Raw genomic sequence first — 18,264 nt, 5'->3', positions numbered from 1 at the left:
CCATGTGGGGCATCATACCCGCGGCAGGGATCGGCAGCCGCATTCAGCCGCTGGCTTTCTCGAAGGAGCTTCTCCCGGTGGGCAGCCGCCTCGACAACGGGATCGAGCGGCCCTGCGCGGTGAGCGAGTACCTCGTCGAGCGCATGATCCATGGCGGCGCCGACAAGATCTGCTTCGTGATCTCCCCCGGCAAATCCGACATCATGGAGTATTACGGCGCAAGCTACGGCAGCGCCTCGATTGCCTATGTGGTGCAGCCGCAGGCGAGCGGCTTGTGCGACGCCATCTTCCAGGCCGCTCCCCTGATCCCGGCGGACGAGAGCGTGATCGTCGGCCTGCCCGACACGGTCTGGTTTCCCGAGACGGCGCTTGCGGAACTTCCGGAAGAAATGCTCTCGTTCCTGCTCTTCCCGGTTGATAACCCGCAGGTTTTTGACGCTGTCGTTCTGGATGAGACGATGCGCGTGCAGGAGATCCAAGTGAAGCGGGAGGACGCATCCTCCCGTTGGATCTGGGGAGCCTTTAAAATGCCGGGCCACGTCCTCGAAGCGCTGCGCCAGCTCTGGCTCGCGCGCAATCGCGAGGATGAATATTTCGGCACTCTGGTGAACGCCTATCTGGCCCAAGGCGGCGAGGCCATCGGAGTCAAGGCCGGCGTGTCCTATGTCGATGTTGGGACGCTCCATGGCTATCGATCCGCCATTGGTTTGTTGAGCGAAGCGGCTCAGCAGGAGAACGTCACAGGCGCGCGGGTGGCCCTGGGCTGGCCGGCCGGCCGGCTGCCGCGCGGCCTCCATGATTTGAACAGGGAGTAGACTCCACGATGAACGCAATCGACCCAATGCCCCCGGAAGAAATCCGCCGCAAGGCCGAAGCGCTTGGCCCTTGGTTCCACAACATCGAGCTGAAAGGCGGCGTCTGGACCGCGCCCGACCACTTTCTCGGCAACTACCCTGCCGTGAAGTGGCAGCAATTCGCCAGTGCGATCCCGGAAGACCTCACAGGCAAGAGCGTGCTCGACATCGGCTGCAACGGCGGCTTCTACTCCATGGAGATGAAGAAGCGCGGAGCGGAGCGCGTGCTGGGTGTCGACTTCGACGATTCGTATCTTGCCCAGGCCCGTTTTGCCGCCCAGACGATGGGCCACGACATCGAGTTCCGCAAGCTCTCCGTCTACGACCTCGGGCAGCTTGGCGAGACATTCGACGTGGTGCTCTTCATGGGCGTCCTCTACCACCTGCGCCATCCACTTCTCGCCCTTGATCTTATTCACGAGCACGTGGCCAAGGACCTCCTCGTGTTCCAGTCGATGCAGCGCGGCTCGGCGGAGATCATGCCGGTCGATGAGAACTACACCTTCTGGCAGACGGAGCATTTCGAGGATCCGCGCTACCCGAAGATGCACTTCATCGAGCATCGCTATGCCGACGATCCGACCAACTGGTGGGCGCCGAATGCGGCTTGCGTGGAAGCCATGCTCCGCAGCACCGGGTTCGAGATCGTCCAGCACCCGGAAGCCGAAGTTTACATCTGCCGCCGTGTCGATGCCCCGCCCGGCGCGGGCGCCGTCTACCCGGCCCAAGGGAGAACCGCATGATCGAAGCTGCAATGATCTGGAACGAGCCGAACAACAAATCCCACTGGGATCCGGAGATCGATCCGGATTGGAAGCTCTTCTCCGACATGGTGATTGCCGCTGGTCAGGCGATCAAGGGCGAGAACCCCAACCTGCCCCGGGTGCTCGGCGGCATCTCGCCCATCGATCCCGGCTTCATCAAGAAGCTGGAAAGTCACGGTGCCATGGAGCATCTCGACGTCGTGGCCGTTCACGGCTTCCCGCTCGACTGGAACCTATGGCAGATCCACGAATGGCCGGCGAAGATCGATGAGATCCGGGCGGTGACGGATAAACCGATTTGGGTCAGCGAGGTCGGCATCTCCACCTTCGGGGCCGAGGAAGTGCAGGTCTGGGGCCTGAACAGAACCGCGGAGCTTCTAATCGGCAAGGTGCCAAAGATCCACTGGTACAGCCTTTACGACCTGCCCCGCGCCTGGGAGGCCACCACGCGGCACCGGGAGGCGGAAGGCTCCTCCTATTACCGCCACTTCTACATGGGCCTTCTGCGCGAGGACGGCACGCCGAAGCCCGCTCTCGAGGAATATGCGAAATACGCATCCCAAATGGGCCTGTGCCAGTGGTTCCACTTTGAGGATCATCGTCTCGATGATGCGGTGACCTGGATGAAGCGGCTGGGCGTAAAGTATCTGCGCACAGGCCTGTCGTGGGCCGATAGCTTCCGCCCCAATGCGATGGACTGGTTCGACCGCCAGATGGAGGCTCTCGCCGACTTCGATGTGACGGTGACCTTCTGCTTCACGCCGGAGCATCGCGGAATCGCGCCGCATCACACCAGCGCCCCGCAGGTGAAGGAAGAGTTCGCTGAGTTCTGCGCCACCATGATCCGGCGCTATGCCCCAGCCAGCCAGTCGGCACCGGCCAGCAAGGTTCTGGAAGTGCTCTGACGGAGCGTTGAACGGTCGACGAAAAGGCGGCTGAACCGGGTTCAGCCGCCTCCCTCATTTTCAGCTCTGTAGAAGTCGCCCTATCGCCCGTAGATCCGGTCCAGCACACGAGCGACATCGACGAGGTGATTTGCAGCAGGGTCGAACCGCTCGCCCGCCGCCAACCGTGAGGCCCAGTCGGCTGCCGCCCGCCCGCCCCACTCGTCGGGAGGCGAGGTCAATGTCTCACGGGACGTGCCGCGATAGCGCTCCGCGGTGAAATCGTAGAAGGATCCGTTCACGTTGCGCAACGATACGCCGCCTTGCGTGCCATAGAAAGTCGCAGAAATCATCGCATCGCACCCGGCCTGCAAGCGCCAGGAGCAGGCGAGCTGCACCACGGCGCCGGTTTCCAGCTCCACGGTCGCAACCGCATAATCTTCGACTTGAGCGGTCGAGTCCCTCAGCGGCACGCCGTCTGCAAAGAGCTTGCCCGTGACGCTGGCGATGCCGGGATTGTTCAGGCTCCACAACGCCAGATCCACCAGGTGAACGCCGAGGTCCATCACGCAGCCGCCGCCGGAGAGAGCCGGATCGTAGAACCAGGGCTTGTCCGGGCCATAGGCGTTGTGGAACACCAAGTCTACGGCATAGATATGCCCCAGTTCGCCTGAGTCGATGATCTCGCGAATGCGCCGCATGCCTTCCGTGAAGCGGTAGGAGAGATCGACGCAGAGCAGCCGGTCGGCCTTGCGCGCGGCATCCACCACCGCCTGCACCTCCGCCACGTTACGCCCAAGCGGCTTCTGGCAGAACACCGCAACACCGCGCTCCAGCGCGCGGATCGACTGATCTGCATGCATGGCGCTTGGCGTTGCGATCACCACACCATCGACACCCGTACTGAGAATCTCCTCGAGCGTCGAAACCAGCTTTGCGTCGGGCGCCAGCTTGCCTGCTTCCGAGGCCATTTCCGGCGACGGATCGGCAATGGCAGCCACATCGACCGCTCCCGTGCCGAGGATCGCCTGCATGCGGTGTCGACCGATCCAGCCGACACCGAGAAAACCGAGGCGGGGACGGGCAAGAGAGATTTCGAACTGTTCCTTGCGAAGAGCCTGCTGCGCCATCAGTAGGTTACCAGAGCTTTGAGAAATCCATCCGGTCGGTCACGTGTGGCGTCGAGCGCCTCGTCCAGCCGGTCCAATGGGTAAGTATGGGTGTAGAGGAAACTTGGATCGAGCCTGCCCGATGCAATGGCCTCCACCGCTTCGCGGAGACCCTGCATGTAAATCTTGGGATCGCGCTCATGGGCATTGATCACGTCGATGCCACGCCAGTTCCACAGCCACATGTTGACCTGTCGCGGGCCGTCTTGATGATATCCGGCCACGATCAGCTTGCCGCGCTCACGGGTGAGTTCCCCGGCCAAATCCAACGGCCATTGCTTGCCGACCGCCTCGATCACGCGATCGCAGAATACCCCGCCCGTCAGGTCCTTCACCCTCTCGATGATCGCTTGGTGATCTTCCATCGGGATCGTCTCGGCCGCACCCATGCGGCGGGCGAGGTCGAGCGAGAAGGGGCGGCGCGAAATCGCGATCACACGTGCGCCAGCTTCTGTTGCCAGTTTCGTCAGGATGGCGCCGAGGAAGCCGATACCGATGATCGCAACGGTCTGACCCGCCTCGATCTCGCTGCGGCGGAAGATGTTCATGGCGCAGCCGAGCGGCTCACCGGGAAAAGGCTGTCCTGCAAGCGCTTCCGGCAGCGGCACGACTGCCTCGGCATCGGCGATGTCGTACTCGGCATAGGACTTGTAGGAGAGCGCCGCAACGCGGTCGCCGACCGACACACACTCGACGCCCTCGCCGACGGCATCCACGAATCCCCAGGCTTCGTGCCCGAGCGCACCCGGCTCGGTGGGATACTGCATCCATTCCGGACCTGCCCAAGGGGTGAGGTTCGAAGCGCAGACGCCGCACCCCTCCAGACGCAGGCGCACCTGACCGGGGCCGGGCTCCGGTCGCGCCACCTGGCGGACCTCGATCTGCCCAGGTCCTGTGAGAACAGCAGCTCGCATGGCCTGAGCCGCTCCGGCTGCATTGGTCTTATGCCCAAGTGTGGAAATTTCGCTGCTCGTGCCGTTTTCGTTCAGCAAGTGTGGCCCTCCACCATGATGCCCGAGCAACTAGGAACCGGGGAGGAGACTTCAAGGCTTGGCTGTATGACCGAACTCAAGGAGCGTTCTCGGAACTCTTCTCCGCGACGTAATCCCTGCGCGCTGCGCTGTCGGGCTCCACGTTTTTCTTAGCGCACCAGCGGGCGAAAGCCTCGGGCTCGATCAGGATGCGACTGACGTGAAGACCGGCCTGTCTGCCCACTTCTTCATTGTTTTCGGCAGCCGCGAGCCAGCTTTCATAGGTGGGTGCCAGATTGTGCCGGTCGGCCATCATCTCGCGGATGCGGGGGTAATCCTCACGCCGATACCATGGCAGCCCGATCCGACGCGCCGGCTCATTCGTCATTCTCGTTGCCCCCAACATGGATCAGCCATCGAGCCCTCTCGTTCCGGGAGGGCTCGAAGCTGCAAACTTCCTCAGCTCAGCAGATAGAGCACAGCGGGTGCCGCAGTGAGCAACCCGGCTGCCGTCAATAACGTGAGCCGATGATCAGGGTTCGCGATGCGATGAACTTTCCGGGCGGTGGTTCCGGCCTCCATGCTCCAGCCGTTCATGCAGGAGCAGAGAAGGCGGTGAGAGGCTCCCTCGGAGAGTTCGAAGAACTCCATGGCATCTCCGAGCGTATCGCCCTTCAGGCCTGCGGCACGCAGGATCGGGTCCTCGAAGGCAACCGTGATCGGCGACTCGTCCGACCGCAATTGCGGCCGCTTGTCTTTCGGGACGAACTCGATCTCTCCCAGAGACCTCAGGCGCCGCTTCGGCTGGCGCTCCAGCACCTCGGCCCAGCGCTCGAGGCGTTCGCGACGAGACAGGAAACCTTGGTTGAACTCATGCACTTCAGCGACGCTACGCAGCTTCTCTACAGGCTTGTGTTCCATAGGTATTCTCCTGCAAGGGAGCCGACCCGCGATCCGGGCCGAGCCCAGGGAAACCTATGATCCCGCGAGTCCCAGGCTTTTTTGCGTCAAACGAGCGCTTCGTGCGGAAAAGTGGCCCCGGTTTTCCGCAAGGACAATGCGCTCGCAAAAAGCGGAGCATCAGGCTGGTCAGAAGAGAGTTTCGTGCGGATGCGCCACATGTTCCTGGAAGATCGCCCCGGTGGCGGGCTCGACCTCCTTGAGCACAACCGCATAGCCCCAGAGATTGGCCACCATCTGCAAGACCCTCTGTGCATCATCCTTGTGCAGGAGCGTCCGGTTCAAGACGTGGTGGTGGAGGATCAGGCGCCGGTCGCCGGCGAGATCGACGTCGATCACCTGAATGTCGGGATCGCTCCAGCCAACGTCGTAGTGGCGCGACAGGGAGCGCCGCAGCCGGCGATAGCCGCGCTCGTCGTGGATGGCTTCGATCCTGAGTTCAGGTTGGTCGGGGTCGTCCACGAGATGGAACATGCGCCACTGGCGCATCAGGTGCGGGCTCAGGTACTGTGAGATGAAGCTCTCGTCCCGGTAGTTGGCCCACACGTCGCGCAGGACCGCCATGGTGTTGCCGCTGCCGGCGATCTCGGGGAACCACTCCCGGTCCTCGGCCGTGGGCTTGGTGCAGATGCGCTCAATGTCCTGCATCATGCCGAAGCCGAGGGCATAGGGATTGATGCCACCGTAATGCGGGTCGTCATATTCCGGCTGGCGCGTGACGTTCGTGTGCGACTGCAGGAATTCGAGGAAGGCGCCATCGGTGATCTGCCCCGTCTCGTGCAGGCGGGTCATGATGCGGTAATGGCAATAGGTGGCGCAGCCTTCGTTCATCACCTTGGTCTGTCGCTGCGGATAGAAATACTGCGCGATCTGGCGAACAATGCGCAGGATCTCCCGCTGCCAGGGCTGAAGGCGCGGGGCGGACTTTTCGAGGAAGTACAGAAGGTTTTCCTGCGGCAGCTCCAGGAGGGCGCGGCGGCGCTCGTCGCTCAGTTGCGGCTTTGAGGCAGCGCCCTTGGTGGGCACCGTGCGCCAAAGGTCGTTGAAGGTCTGCTCCAGATGGAGATGCCGCTCCTTCTCCCGCCGCTCCTCGGAGCGCAGATTGGGGCGCTTCTTGCGCGGATAGCGGTGGACCCCGTGGGACATCAGGGCATGGGCGGCATCGAGCACCCGCTCCACGGCGGCATGGCCGTAACGCTCCTCGCAGCGGGTGATGTAGCCCTTCGCGAATTCGAGGTAGTCCAGGATCCCGTCGGCGTCCGTCCATTCCTGGAAGAGATAGTTGTTCTTGAAGAAATGGTTGTGCCCGAAGGCCGCGTGGGCGATCACGAGCGTCTGCATCGTGGCCGAATTCTCCTCCATGATGTAGGAGATGCACGGGTTCGAGTTGATCACGATCTCATAGGCCAAGCCCATGAAGCCCTGGCGGTAGCTCGCCTCATGGAGTGCGAAGCGCTTGCCGAAGGACCAGTGCTTGTAGAACAGGGGCATGCCGATGGAGGCATAGGCGTCGAGCATCTGCTCGGCGGTGATGACCTCGATCTGATTCGGGTAGACATTGAGCCCCATTTCCCCGACGCCGATCTTCTCAACGGCGTCATGGATGCGCTGGATCAGGCTGAAATCCCAGTCGGCGCCCTGGAACAGAAGGTTGTCGTGCTCCAACAGGCTCATGGCACCCTGGCTCCTGCCTCCGCGTCACGTCGACGGAAGAGTTCGCGGAAAACGGGATAGATCTCGCGGCGGTGGTTGACCTTGCGCATGGCAAGGTTCGCGCCCTGCTCCTGCAGCGTCTCATAGGTCTGCCACAGAGACGTCTTGTGGTTGATGAAGCCGGTCTGCATCCGGTCGCTGTCGCTGCCGACCTCCAGATAAGCGTAGTACTGGCAGACGGGCAGGATCACGTCCCTGAGCAGCGCCGCGCTGGTGCTGCCGTCATTGGGGGAGTTGTCGCCGTCTGAGGCTTGAGCCGCGTAGATGTTCCAGCTGTCCGGCGAGTAGCGCTCCTCCACGATCCGCTGCATCTCGCGCAAAGCCGAGGATACCACCGTGCCGCCCGTCTCCGGGCTGTTGAAGAATGTCTCCTCGTCCACCTCCTTCGCCTCGTGCGTATGCCGAATGAAGACGATCTCCACATGCTTGTAGCGGCGCGTCAGGAAGATGTAGAGCAGCATATAGAACCGCTTGGCGAGATCCTTCATGTGCTCCGTCATGGAGCCTGACACATCCATCAGGCAGAACATGACCGCTTGCGCGACCGGGCGGGAGACCGGCTCGAAGCGGCGATAGCGCAGATCGAGCGGGTCGATATAAGGGAAGCGCTTGGTACGCAGCTTCAGCTGCTCAAGCTCCTGCCGCAGTGCGGTGAGCTGCTCGGACGAACCTTCCTGCTTCTCAAGCCGGTCAATCTCTTCCTCAAGGCGCAACAGTTCCTCTGGCTTGGGGCGTCGCATGGCAATGCGGCGCGACAGGGCGTTCCGCATGGAGCGCAGCAGGGCCAGGTTCACCGGGGAGCCCGTGACCGTGTAGCCTGCCCGCCGAAACCCTTGCGTCTCCACCGTTGCCACCCGCCGCTTGGCGAGGTCAGGCAGTTCGAGATCGTCGAGAAACAGGTCGAGAAACTCATCGCGCGTCAGGGCAAAGCGGAAATCGTCCTCACCCTCGCCATTGTCACCGCCGGCCGAACCGCCACCGCCGCCTCCGGGCGGGCGATTGATCGTATCGCCTTCGACAAAGCGCTTGTTGCCGGGCAGGATGTGGTCATTCACACCGCCTTCGCCCGAGCGCCGGAAGCTGGGCTCGCGCACACCATCGGCGGGGATCGTGATTTCCCCTCCCCGTTCGAGATCGGTGATGTCCCGGTCTCCTGCGGTCTGGCGCACCGCCCTCTGGATCTGCGCTTTCGCGCGGCGAAGGAAGCGTTGGCGGTTCGCCAGACTCTTGCCCCCTGGGTTGAGGCGCCGGTCGATGATGTACATAGGAACGCCTGATCTGCCTCCGTTTTCTGTCAGCCCGCCTGCTTCACCCGCATGTACCACTCCACGAGACGCCGAACCTGGCGCTCGGTGTAGCCACGCTCCATCATCCGCTGCACGAACTCCCCGTGCTTCTTCTCGGTCTCGCCGTCCTTCTTGGAGCCGAAGCTGATTACCGGCAGGAGTTCCTCCACCTGGGAGAACATCCGCCGTTCGATGACGTCACGGATCTTCTCGTAACTCGTCCAAGATGGATTACGGCCATTGTTTCCGGCCCGCGCACGGAGCGAGAACTTCACGACCTCGTTGCGGAAGTCCTTCGGGTTGGCGATACCCGCCGGTTTCTCGACCTTGGTCAGCTCCTGGTTCAGGAGCTCCCGGTTGAGAAGCTGGCCGGTATCGGGATCCTTGAAGTCCTGGTCCTCGATCCATGCATCCGCATAGGACACGTAGCGGTCGAACAGGTTCTGACCGTAATCGTGGTAGGATTCGAGATAGGCCTTCTGGATCTCGTGGCCGATGAAGTCAGCATAGCGCGGCGCAAGCTCTGCCTTGATGAACTCCAGATAGCGCCGCTCCACGTCCTGCGGCAGTTGCTCCCGCCGGAGCGACTGTTCGAGCACGTACATGAGGTGCACGGGATCCGCCGCCACCTCGATGGTGTCATGGTTGAAGGTGGCGGACAGGACCTTGAAGGCGAAACGGGTCGAGATTCCGTCCATGCCCTCGTCGACACCGGCTGAGTCCTTGTACTCCTGCAGACTGCGGGCACGCGGATCGACCTCGCGCAGGCTCTCGCCGTCATAAACCCGCATCTTCGAATAGAAGTTGGAGTTCTCGTGCGCCCGCAGGCGGGACAGGACCGAGAACCGGGCCAGCATCTCCAGGGTCGCCGGAGCGCAGGGGGCGCCTGCCAGTTCCGACCCGCGGATCAGCTTCTCGTAGATCTTCTGCTCCTCCGTGACCCGCAGGCAATAAGGCACCTTGATCACGTAGATGCGGTCGATGAACGCCTCGTTATTCTTGTTGGTGCGGAAGGTTTGCCACTCCGCCTCGTTGGAGTGGGCCAGGATGATGCCGGTGAACGGAATGGAGCCGATGTTCTCCGTGCCGACATAGTTGCCCTCCTGCGTAGCCGTGAGCAGGGGATGGAGCATCTTAATCGGCGCCTTGAACATCTCGACGAATTCCAGGATGCCCTGGTTCGCCCGGTTGAGGCCGCCGGAATAGCTGTAAGCGTCGGGATCGTTCTGGGAGAGCGTCTCAAGCTTGCGGATGTCGACCTTGCCGACGAGGGACGAGATATCCTGGTTGTTCTCATCGCCCGGCTCGGTCTTGGCGACGCCGATCTGCCGCATCCGGGACGGGTTGATCTTGACCACCCGGAACTTGGAAATGTCGCCCTTGAATTCATCGAGGCGCTTGATCGCCCATGGGCTGAGCAGGTTGGTCAGACGCCGCCGGGGAATGCCGTAGCGCTCCTCCAGCGCGGAGCCAATCTGCTCCGGGTCGAACAGCGCGAGCGGGCTCTCGAAGACCGGGCTGATCTCGTCGCCGGCCTTCAGAACATAGATGGGGTTGACCTCCATCAGGGCCTTCAGACGCTCGGCCAGGGAGGACTTGCCGCCGCCGACAGGGCCCAGCAGGTAGAGGATCTGCTTGCGCTCCTCAAGGCCCTGGGCTGCGTGACGGAAGAAGCTGACGATCATCTCGATCGTCTCTTCCATACCGTAGAATTCGGAAAAGGCCGGATAGACCCGGATGGTGCGGTTCATGAAGATGCGGCCGAGCCGCGCATCCTTCGAGGTATCGACGAGCTGAGGCTCGCCGATCGCCGCCAGGATGCGCTCCGGAGCGCTTGCATACATCATGGGATCGGTGCGGCACCCTTCCAGGTATTCCGCCAGGGACATCTCCGCCTCGCGGCGGGTCTCATAGGCCTTCAGGAAACTCGAGAACAGGTCGTCGGAATGAAGCATGGCGCCACCGAAATCCAATCCCTCTCAGAGACAACGATTGTGCACCGCTAAGGTTGCCCAGACCATGCGATACTGTGATGCGGCCAAATGGTGCGGCATAGCCCTTTCGTTGTGGCGGCTGATGAACAGGTCGCAGCAGATCGGGCTTATCTCGGGTCCGTCTGTGCGACTTGGAAGTTTGCCCGCCCTGACAAACAGCGTCGCGGATTGCGGGCGCAACGGCAAGTTAAAGTTTCTCGCCAGCAGCCCATTTCGGTGTGCCGCATTGCCGCCCGTACACTCATGAAACGGCTTTTCCTCAAGCGAGCACAAACCCTTACCTATGATGTGGGAAGGGCCGGCACGGAAGCTAGACTCCGGCGATTCAATTGCGCGTGACCATGTGGAAAAGCCGCTACCTGCTGCAATGCAGCAAGGGCTTGCCCCTCTCATGAACAAACACACTCCGCATCCGTTGACGATGGGTCGATGGAGCCTATCGTCTGTAGCGCCTGAATACTCATCGGGGCTTACCCCTTCAGCTCGCTCTATCCGGAGAACTTTCCTGTGATCAAAGCTTTCGGCTACGCTGCCCAGGATGCATCCACGCCACTTTCGCCCTTTAGCTTCGAGCGCCGGGAGCCGGGTGAGCGCGACGTTCAGATCGACATCCTCTATTGCGGCGTCTGCCATTCCGACCTGCATACGGTCCGGGAAGAATGGGGCGGCACCCTTTACCCTTGCCTGCCGGGCCATGAGATCGTCGGCCGCGTCACCCGCGTCGGCTCAGGGGTGCAGAAGTTCAAAGCCGGCGATGTCGTCGGGGTCGGCTGCATGGTCGATTCCTGCCGCACCTGCCGCTCGTGCCGCGAGGGGCTGGAGCAATACTGCGAGGTAGGATTCACGGGCACCTATAACGGCCCGGAGCAAGGCACGGGCGCCAACACCTATGGCGGCTATTCCGACACCATCGTGGTCGATGAGAGCTTTGTCCTGCGGGTGCCGGACGGGCTCGATCCGGCCGCGGCCGCGCCTCTCCTGTGCGCCGGCATCACCACCTTCTCGCCCCTGCGCCGCTGGCGCGTTCAGGCCGGGCAGAAAGTGGGCGTCGTGGGCCTCGGCGGCCTCGGTCACATGGCCGTGAAGCTCGCCCGCGCCATGGGCGCGCATGTTGTCCTCTTCACGACCTCTCCCAACAAGCGTGAGGATGCCTTGAAGCTGGGCGCCCACGAAGTGGTCGTGTCCAAGGACCGGGACGCCATGAAGGCGCACCGCAACAGCTTCGACTTCATCCTCGATACGGTCGCCGCCCCGCACGACCTCGACAGCTACCTCGTGCTGCTCGCCCGCGACGGCGCCATGGTGCTCGTGGGCGCGCCCGCCGAACCGCATCCGGCCACCACCGTGTTCAACCTGATCATGAAGCGTCGCCAGCTCGCCGGCTCCCTCATCGGCGGCATCGCTGAGACGCAGGAAATGCTCGACTTCTGCGCCCAGCACGGGATCACCGCCGAGATCGAGATCATCCCGATCCAGCAGATCAACGAGGCCTATGAGCGGATGCTCAAGAGCGATGTGAAGTACCGCTTCGTGATCGACATGGCCTCGCTGAAGCAGAAGGCTGCTGCTTAAAGCCCGGCAGCCTCGATGCTGGTCTACGGCGACATTGAACGAGACGAGACGGTTGAAGCCAAGCAGGCCGCCGTCACGAGCCTCCTGTCTCAGGCCTCCTCAATGCCACCCGGCATCGAGCGGCATGGGGCTCTCGTCACGGCCTTCATCAGCACAAGCGAACTTGTCCAAGGCATGATCGACGCGGAATTCCACGAGCGCGGCTTCGATGCCTGGACCAAGGATCATGCAGCAGGGATGGAATGCCTTTCCGTCCTCGCCCGCGCGATCAGAGAGTCCTGGCGCAGCGGCTTCGGGCAGCCTACTCCTTTGCCCCCGACCTTCTTCGAGACGCTGCACGGGTTCGATCCGTCGCAAACCATTCGGACCAAGCAGGCGGAAGGCTATGCCTTCTATGCGCTCTATCCGGAAAGCTACCTTGAAGCAGCCAAGGCTTCAGGCCTGGGTTCGGACACCCAGGTCGTCGGCATCCGCAGCATTGGAACCGGCCTGAGCGCCCTCGTGGCGGCAGAACTCGGCGCTCATGCTCCCATCACCCTGCGCCCCGTCGGCCACCCTTTCGGGCGAGAAGTGAGGGTGGATCCGGACCTGACGAGGAGCCTTACATCTGAGAGCCGAAAAACCTTCGCAATCGTTGACGAGGGCCCGGGCCTGTCCGGCAGCTCGTTTGGTGCGGTCGCCGACTGGCTGGAGGCGGCCGGAATCTCGCGGGAGCGGATCCACTTCTTCCCAAGCCACGGCAATGCGCTCGGCCCACAGGCCAGCGACAGGCACCGAGCACGGTGGAGCTCCGCTCCACGCCACTTCGTCAGCATGGACGACCTCCTGCTGCGCGGGTCGCCTGCACACTGCCTTGAGAGCTGGCTGGAATACCTCCTCGGTCCATTGGATCGACCTCTGGAGGAGATCTCGGGAGGAGCCTGGCGATCACGGCGCTACCAGGACGAAGGCTCGTGGCCGCCGGCTAACATTCAGCAGGAACGGCGCAAGTTCCTGGCGCGGGCGAACGGCACGGCATGGCTGGTCAAGTTTGTGGGCTTAGGCGAGATCGGCGCACGGAAGCTCCAGATAGCCCGCCAGCTTCACCAGGCGGGTTTCACGCCGGAGCCGGCCGGCTGCCGCCATGGTTTCCTTATTGAGCGCTGGCACGAGGAGCTGGATAGCCTCGATCAGGCTCCCGTCAGCCGCAAGAGCTTGGTCGAGCAGGTCGGAGCCTATCTGGGCTTCCGCGCCCGGCTCTTCCCAGCAGTCGAGCATCAGGGAGCCTCCCTCGGTGAGCTGCGCCGGATGGCGGTCTACAACATGGGTCAAGCTCTCGGGGACACCGTGGCCGCGGCCCTGGAACAGTCGCTGGCGGATCCGAGCAGCCTCACGGGCAAGGTGCACCGGGTCTGTACCGACAATCGCCTGCATGCCTGGGAATGGCTCGTTTCAGGCGACAGGCTGATCAAGACGGATGCGCTCGATCATAGCGCTGCTCATGACCTTGTCGGCCATCAGGACGTGAGCTGGGACGTTGCAGGCGCAATGGTCGAGCTGAACCTCTCCGAAGACGAAGCCTCGTGGCTGTGCGATATCGTGCAGCAGGAGAGCGGTCGTCCGGTCGATCAGGCCCTGCTCGCCTTCATGCTTCCCTGCTATCTCGCCTTCCAGCTGGGTGCCCACTTGATGGCGGCAGGCGCATTGGGAGAAGGGCCGGAGGTCACCCGCCTGCGCCAGGCTGCCGATCGGTATGAAGGTCTCCTCCACAATCGATTGCCTCGCAGAGGAGGCTCTGAACCTTTGCAGGAACAAGAGGAAGCGCCGGCCAGTTAACCGCCAAGGCAACACACTTGCGGGGCCGGACCGATCCGTCCGGCAGGATCGGTTCTTGCATGCTTTCCGAAACATGGCAGCTCTTGAAGGTGGCATTCGCAGGGTGGTGGAACGACCGTGCCATGAGCCTTGGCGCTTCCATTGCGTTCTTCACCGTCTTTTCGCTGGCCCCGATGCTGCTCGCCGCCATTGCGGTCGCCGGCCTTGCCTTCGGCCGGGATGCGGCACAGGGCGCCATCGTGGCGGAACTCGGCGGCATGATCGGCAACAACGAAGCCTCGGCCCTTGAGGCGATGATTGCCAGCGCCAGCAATGTCGGATCCGGCATCGTCGGCATGACGATCGGGATCATCACCTTTCTGCTCCTGGTGACCGGAGCCGTGGTCGAGCTTCAGGACGACCTGAACATCATCTGGAAGGCGAAACCGCCTGCCAGCTATGGGGTCATGAGTTTCATCCGCACCAGGTTGATCAGTCTCGCGCTGGTGCTGGGCATCGGTTTCCTGCTTCTCGTTTCCTTAATCATCGATACGGGCCTCACGGCCGTCGGGTCGTATCTTGAGGCGAATTTCTCAGGCGCAACTGTCATCCTCCGGTTCCTTAACAGTCTTGTCGCCTTTGCGGTCGCCACACTGCTGTTCGCGATGATCTTCAAGCTGCTGCCGTCCGTCGATCTTCAATGGAGCGACGTCTGGACCGGATCCCTCGTGACCGCGCTCCTGTTCACCCTCGGCAAGTTCCTGATTGGTTACTATCTGGGCAAGAGCAACGTGGCCTCAAGTTACGGAGCCGCCGCCTCCATCATCACGATCCTGCTCTGGATCTATTATTCATCCCTGATCCTGCTCTTCGGCGCGGAGTTCACGAAGGCCTATGCGGAAAGCCGAGGGAGCCGAAGGGGACGCCGCAGGACGGCAGAGCCACAAACAAGAACGGGCCAGGAGGCCTGACCCGTTCCACCTCATCCTTGGATTATCCGCAGGGGCTACTCGGCAGCCTCCTTCGTAGCAGGCTCCGTCGGAACATCGCGCATACCGCTTAAGACCTCCGCGGCCGAGGCCTTGTAGTTCTTCACGGAACTCGTCCACTGCCCCCAGACCGATGGGTCGATCTTGTCGCCGTTCTTGCCCAGGTTCTGCAGGCGGCGCTTGTCCTCGTCCGTCAGCACCTGCTTCGGCAGCGGCTGGAGATTGCGCACCTCGTCCGCCGTGATGCCGATCATCTCGCCGACCCGGTTGCCGTAATCGTCGTGAACCAGCAGGAGGTGCCAAACCATGCGCTCCTGCACGTCGCGCTCGCACTGGCCGAGCAGCGTACCCAGGTTGAGGACGAGGTCGTCACGCTCCCAATCCATCATGGTGCAGTAGCGGCCCCGGGCCTGGACGTAATCGTTGCGCCGCTCAAGAACGCTGCGGGTCAGGCGTCCCCGGATCTCAGGCGCATTGTGTGGCTCCTCCCGGGGCGCCTCGTGCAGCCCGTTATGGATCGACGGCTCGTAGTTCACATGCGGGTTCTGCCCCGGCGCCAGATCGCGACGGTAGGACATCTGCCCACCGTTCAGGTTGGTGGACACCTTGGCGTTCTTGGCCTGGTTCACCGGCAGCTGCAGGTAGTTGGTGCCGACGCGGTAGCGCTGGGTATCGGAATAGGAGAAGGTGCGCCCCACCAGCATCTTATCGTCCGAGAAGTCGAGCCCGTCGACGAGAACGCCCGTTCCCATGGCGATCTGCTCGTTCTCGTTGAAGTGATCCTGGACATTGCGGTTGAGCGTCATGACGCCGACATGGCGCAGCGGGAAATCCTTTTCCGGCCAAATCTTGGTGTCGTCGAGCGGATCCCAGTCCAGCTCCGGATGGTCGTGATCCTCCATGATCTGAACGTACATGTCCCATTGCGGGTGCTCGCCCCGCTCAATGGCCTCGTAGAGATCCTTGGAGGCGGAGCCGAGATCCTGGCCCTGCACCTTGGCGGCTTCTTCCGCCGTCAGGCTCGCCAAGCCGCAGCGCGGGTGGAAATGGTACTTCACCAGCACGGTATCGCCCTGGGCATTGACCATCTTGTAGGTGTTGACCCCGAAGCCTTCCATGTGCCGGTAACTCGCCGGAATGCCACGCGGGCTGAACAGATGCGTCAGCATGTGCATGGATTCCGGGGTCTGGCTCATGAAGTCGAAGATCCGGTTCGGCTCCTGGCGGAACGTGATCGGGTCGGGCTTCAGGGAGTGAATGACATCCGGGAACTTGATGGCATCGCGGATGAAGAAAACGGCGAGGTTGTTGCCGACCAAGTCCCAGTTGCCGTCCTCGGTATAGAACTTCACCGCAAAACCGCGCGGGTCGCGGGCGGTCTCGGAGGAGTCGCGGCCGCCGATCACGGTGGAGAAACGGATCGCAAGCGGCGTCTTCTTGCCGGCTTCCTGGAACAGCTTGGCTCGGGTGTATTTGGAGGCGGGCTCGTCGCCGATCTTTCCGGTGACCTCAAGTTCGCCGTAGCAGACGAAGCCGCGGGCATGGACGACCCGCTCAGGGATCCGCTCGCGGTCGAAATGGGTGATCTTCTCAAGGAATTGATAGTTCTCCAGCGTGGCCGGACCGCGGCTTCCGACTGTGCGCTGGGACTGGTTGTTGGTGATCGGATGGCCCTGCCGGTTCGTCAGGATTTGATCCGGCGTTCCCGACGGTGCTTTGGGGCTCTTATCCATGGCTCTCTCCCTTGAGGAATGGCTGATTGCGATGCGCCCCCTGGAGACCTTAAATGGCGGGTGGCGATCAATACCAATCGATATTTCTATAAGTCCCGATCAGATTATCTAATTGGCTGTCCAGCAGGCTGCCGCATGTTCGCGAAGGCAACATCCGGAATTGGCATTGGTTTCTCCACAAGCGCAGATAGCGCCGGAAAAGTTCGGAGCCCGCCGATTCTTTTGGCTCAGCCGAAGATCCGGTCGCCCTGCTCGTCGATGATCTGCTTGCCCTTTGCGATCGCGAAGGCGGCAGCATCATCCTTGCTCGGATGCGTTTCGGCCCGCACGAACCGGTGCTCCTTCATCCCAGCCTCGGATTCCTTCTCTATGATCCCTGCCGTTTGGAAGCCGCCTTTGGCCGAGTACGGCGCTGGACGGATGCGGAAGCCCTTGTACTCAACGGCCTCGGCAGCAGGCTCCTCGCGGCCGGTTGCACCGCCTCCGCCTGCAAAGCGGTTCCAGAGGTCTTTCAGGATCGACGGCATGGCACACTCAAGCTGGGATGATTCGTAAGGCTGAAGCATAATCCGGCATCGGCAGAGGTGCGACTCTCACCCGTCCCATCACGATCCCATGATCAGGCTTGGCCTTTCCGCGTCAGCGTCTTGACGGCGCCTATGCTGCAGCCAACTCTGCCGTGAATAAGCGGTCTGCGGGATCATGGAGCCTACGATCATGAAATATCCTCTGTTCGGATTGTTCTTCTCCGGCGCTCTTCTGACAGGCGGCATCGCCGTCGCGCACCATGGCTGGGGGAGCTACGACGCGGGCCGGCTCGTTTCGGTCACGAGCAATATCCAACGGGCCAATTGGGAAAACCCCCACGTGACGGTGGTCGTGTCTCACGAGAACAAGAACTGGGACGCGGTGCTGGCGCCGCCCTTCCGGATGAGCGCCCGAGGCCTGAATCCGGATATGCTCAAACCTGGGACGTCAGTCCGGGTTGAGGGCTACCCCTCCACCCGCACGGAAACCGAAATGAGGGCCGAGCGTATCGTCGTCGACGGCAAAACCTACGAACTGCGCTAGCGCCTGATGTATCTCGACCTGCTCGCAGCTTTGGAAGGCTCCTGGCTCGGCCATACGGGGCGCCATTCCGCGTGGCTTTATACGGCCGCGAACCTGCTGCATGTGCTCGGTGCCGCCTTCGTGGTCGGCGGCATCGCCATCTTCGACCTGAAGGTGCTGGCGGAACGTGGCAAGCATGCCTGGCAGGTGGGACGCTACGCCATACCCCTCGCGGCTGCGGGTCTCGCTCTGCAGATCCCGACAGGCCTGCTTCTCCTTGCCGTGGAGGCCCGGGCGCTTGGAACCAACCCCGCCTTCTATGTGAAGCTCGCCTTCATTGCTCTGGGCCTCATCAATGTCGCGCTGTTTCATGCCCGCTTCGGAGCGGCCCTGCGTGCCGGTTTCCTCCTCCCGGAAGCCCGTGCCTATGCTCTCGTGTCGCTCCTCGCCTGGATCGTCACGCTCTTGGCAGGGCGCATGATTGCCTATCTGTAGCTTGGCGCAATCTGTTGTCACACGTCCCCGTTCAAC

Annotated in this window: 17 protein-coding genes; 8 read left to right on the top strand and 9 right to left on the bottom strand. The window is 62.3% G+C overall.

Annotated elements, in window-relative coordinates; translation table 11 throughout:
* Positions 1–2 precede the first annotated feature (2 nt).
* From JQC81_RS12250 to JQC81_RS12240, 3 genes are read left to right on the top strand one after another with little or no spacing between them, the layout of a single operon-like run.
* The gene (locus JQC81_RS12250) at positions 3–815 is read left to right on the top strand and encodes a nucleotidyltransferase family protein (RefSeq protein WP_203272091.1); all 813 of its coding nucleotides are present in this window, start codon (positions 3–5) and stop codon (positions 813–815) included.
* 8 nt (positions 816–823) lie between these two features.
* Positions 824–1,597, top strand: coding sequence for a TIGR04290 family methyltransferase (locus JQC81_RS12245; RefSeq protein WP_203272090.1), 774 nt, complete (start codon positions 824–826; stop codon positions 1,595–1,597).
* Positions 1,594–2,523, top strand: a complete 930-nt coding sequence (locus JQC81_RS12240) for a glycoside hydrolase 5 family protein (RefSeq protein ID WP_203272089.1) — start codon at positions 1,594–1,596, stop codon at positions 2,521–2,523. Before JQC81_RS12245 ends, JQC81_RS12240 begins: the two co-directional genes overlap by 4 nt.
* Positions 2,524–2,603: 80 nt before the next feature.
* Here the strand turns inward: JQC81_RS12240 and JQC81_RS12235 are convergent, their stop codons facing one another.
* From JQC81_RS12235 to JQC81_RS12205, 7 genes are all read right to left on the bottom strand, one after another.
* On the bottom strand, positions 2,604–3,632 hold the full coding sequence (locus tag JQC81_RS12235) for a Gfo/Idh/MocA family protein (RefSeq protein ID WP_203272088.1): 1,029 nt from the start codon (positions 3,630–3,632) through the stop codon (positions 2,604–2,606).
* The gene (locus JQC81_RS12230) at positions 3,632–4,585 is read right to left on the bottom strand and encodes an MDR/zinc-dependent alcohol dehydrogenase-like family protein (protein ID WP_203272120.1); all 954 of its coding nucleotides are present in this window, start codon (positions 4,583–4,585) and stop codon (positions 3,632–3,634) included. Before JQC81_RS12230 ends, JQC81_RS12235 begins: the two co-directional genes overlap by 1 nt.
* A gap of 154 nt (positions 4,586–4,739) precedes the next feature.
* A complete protein-coding gene (locus tag JQC81_RS12225; protein WP_203272087.1) occupies positions 4,740–5,030 on the bottom strand; it encodes a DUF8829 domain-containing protein in 291 nt (96 codons plus the stop codon).
* A 71-nt stretch (positions 5,031–5,101) separates the two neighbouring features.
* On the bottom strand, positions 5,102–5,563 hold the full coding sequence (locus JQC81_RS12220) for a hypothetical protein (RefSeq protein ID WP_201859653.1): 462 nt from the start codon (positions 5,561–5,563) through the stop codon (positions 5,102–5,104).
* 168 nt (positions 5,564–5,731) lie between these two features.
* A complete protein-coding gene (locus JQC81_RS12215; RefSeq protein WP_203272086.1) occupies positions 5,732–7,276 on the bottom strand; it encodes a SpoVR family protein in 1,545 nt (514 codons plus the stop codon).
* The gene (locus tag JQC81_RS12210) at positions 7,273–8,580 is read right to left on the bottom strand and encodes a YeaH/YhbH family protein (protein WP_203272085.1); all 1,308 of its coding nucleotides are present in this window, start codon (positions 8,578–8,580) and stop codon (positions 7,273–7,275) included. Before JQC81_RS12210 ends, JQC81_RS12215 begins: the two co-directional genes overlap by 4 nt.
* Positions 8,581–8,609: 29 nt before the next feature.
* The gene (locus tag JQC81_RS12205) at positions 8,610–10,556 is read right to left on the bottom strand and encodes a PrkA family serine protein kinase (RefSeq protein ID WP_203272084.1); all 1,947 of its coding nucleotides are present in this window, start codon (positions 10,554–10,556) and stop codon (positions 8,610–8,612) included.
* 546 nt (positions 10,557–11,102) lie between these two features.
* Here JQC81_RS12205 and JQC81_RS12200 point away from each other — a divergent pair.
* The 3 genes from JQC81_RS12200 to JQC81_RS12190 are packed head-to-tail and all read left to right on the top strand — an operon-like array spanning position 11,103 to position 14,932.
* The gene (locus JQC81_RS12200) at positions 11,103–12,167 is read left to right on the top strand and encodes an NAD(P)-dependent alcohol dehydrogenase (protein ID WP_203272083.1); all 1,065 of its coding nucleotides are present in this window, start codon (positions 11,103–11,105) and stop codon (positions 12,165–12,167) included.
* A gap of 15 nt (positions 12,168–12,182) precedes the next feature.
* Entirely contained in the window at positions 12,183–13,982 is a 1,800-nt protein-coding gene (locus JQC81_RS12195; RefSeq protein ID WP_203272082.1) for a hypothetical protein, read from the top strand.
* A gap of 59 nt (positions 13,983–14,041) precedes the next feature.
* Positions 14,042–14,932, top strand: coding sequence for a YihY/virulence factor BrkB family protein (locus JQC81_RS12190; RefSeq protein ID WP_203272081.1), 891 nt, complete (start codon positions 14,042–14,044; stop codon positions 14,930–14,932).
* Positions 14,933–14,967: 35 nt separating this feature from the next.
* Here the strand turns inward: JQC81_RS12190 and JQC81_RS12185 are convergent, their stop codons facing one another.
* Positions 14,968–16,683, bottom strand: a complete 1,716-nt coding sequence (locus JQC81_RS12185; RefSeq protein ID WP_203272080.1) for a catalase — start codon at positions 16,681–16,683, stop codon at positions 14,968–14,970.
* Between the two features lie 227 nt (positions 16,684–16,910).
* Positions 16,911–17,210 (bottom strand): HlyU family transcriptional regulator, encoded by a 300-nt coding sequence (locus tag JQC81_RS12180; RefSeq protein ID WP_203272079.1) that lies wholly within the window; start codon positions 17,208–17,210, stop codon positions 16,911–16,913.
* A gap of 190 nt (positions 17,211–17,400) precedes the next feature.
* Here JQC81_RS12180 and JQC81_RS12175 point away from each other — a divergent pair, with 190 nt between their 5' ends.
* Positions 17,401–17,754: a DUF6152 family protein gene (locus tag JQC81_RS12175; RefSeq protein WP_203272078.1), complete on the top strand. Its 354-nt coding sequence runs from the start codon at positions 17,401–17,403 to the stop codon at positions 17,752–17,754.
* Positions 17,755–17,760: 6 nt separating this feature from the next.
* Positions 17,761–18,228: a hypothetical protein gene (locus JQC81_RS12170; protein WP_203272077.1), complete on the top strand. Its 468-nt coding sequence runs from the start codon at positions 17,761–17,763 to the stop codon at positions 18,226–18,228.
* Positions 18,229–18,264 lie beyond the last annotated feature (36 nt).

Source organism: Microvirga arabica (assembly GCF_016811235.1).
GTDB classification, from domain to species: domain Bacteria; phylum Pseudomonadota; class Alphaproteobacteria; order Rhizobiales; family Beijerinckiaceae; genus Microvirga; species Microvirga arabica.
This window is presented reverse-complemented; position numbering and strand designations above follow the sequence as displayed.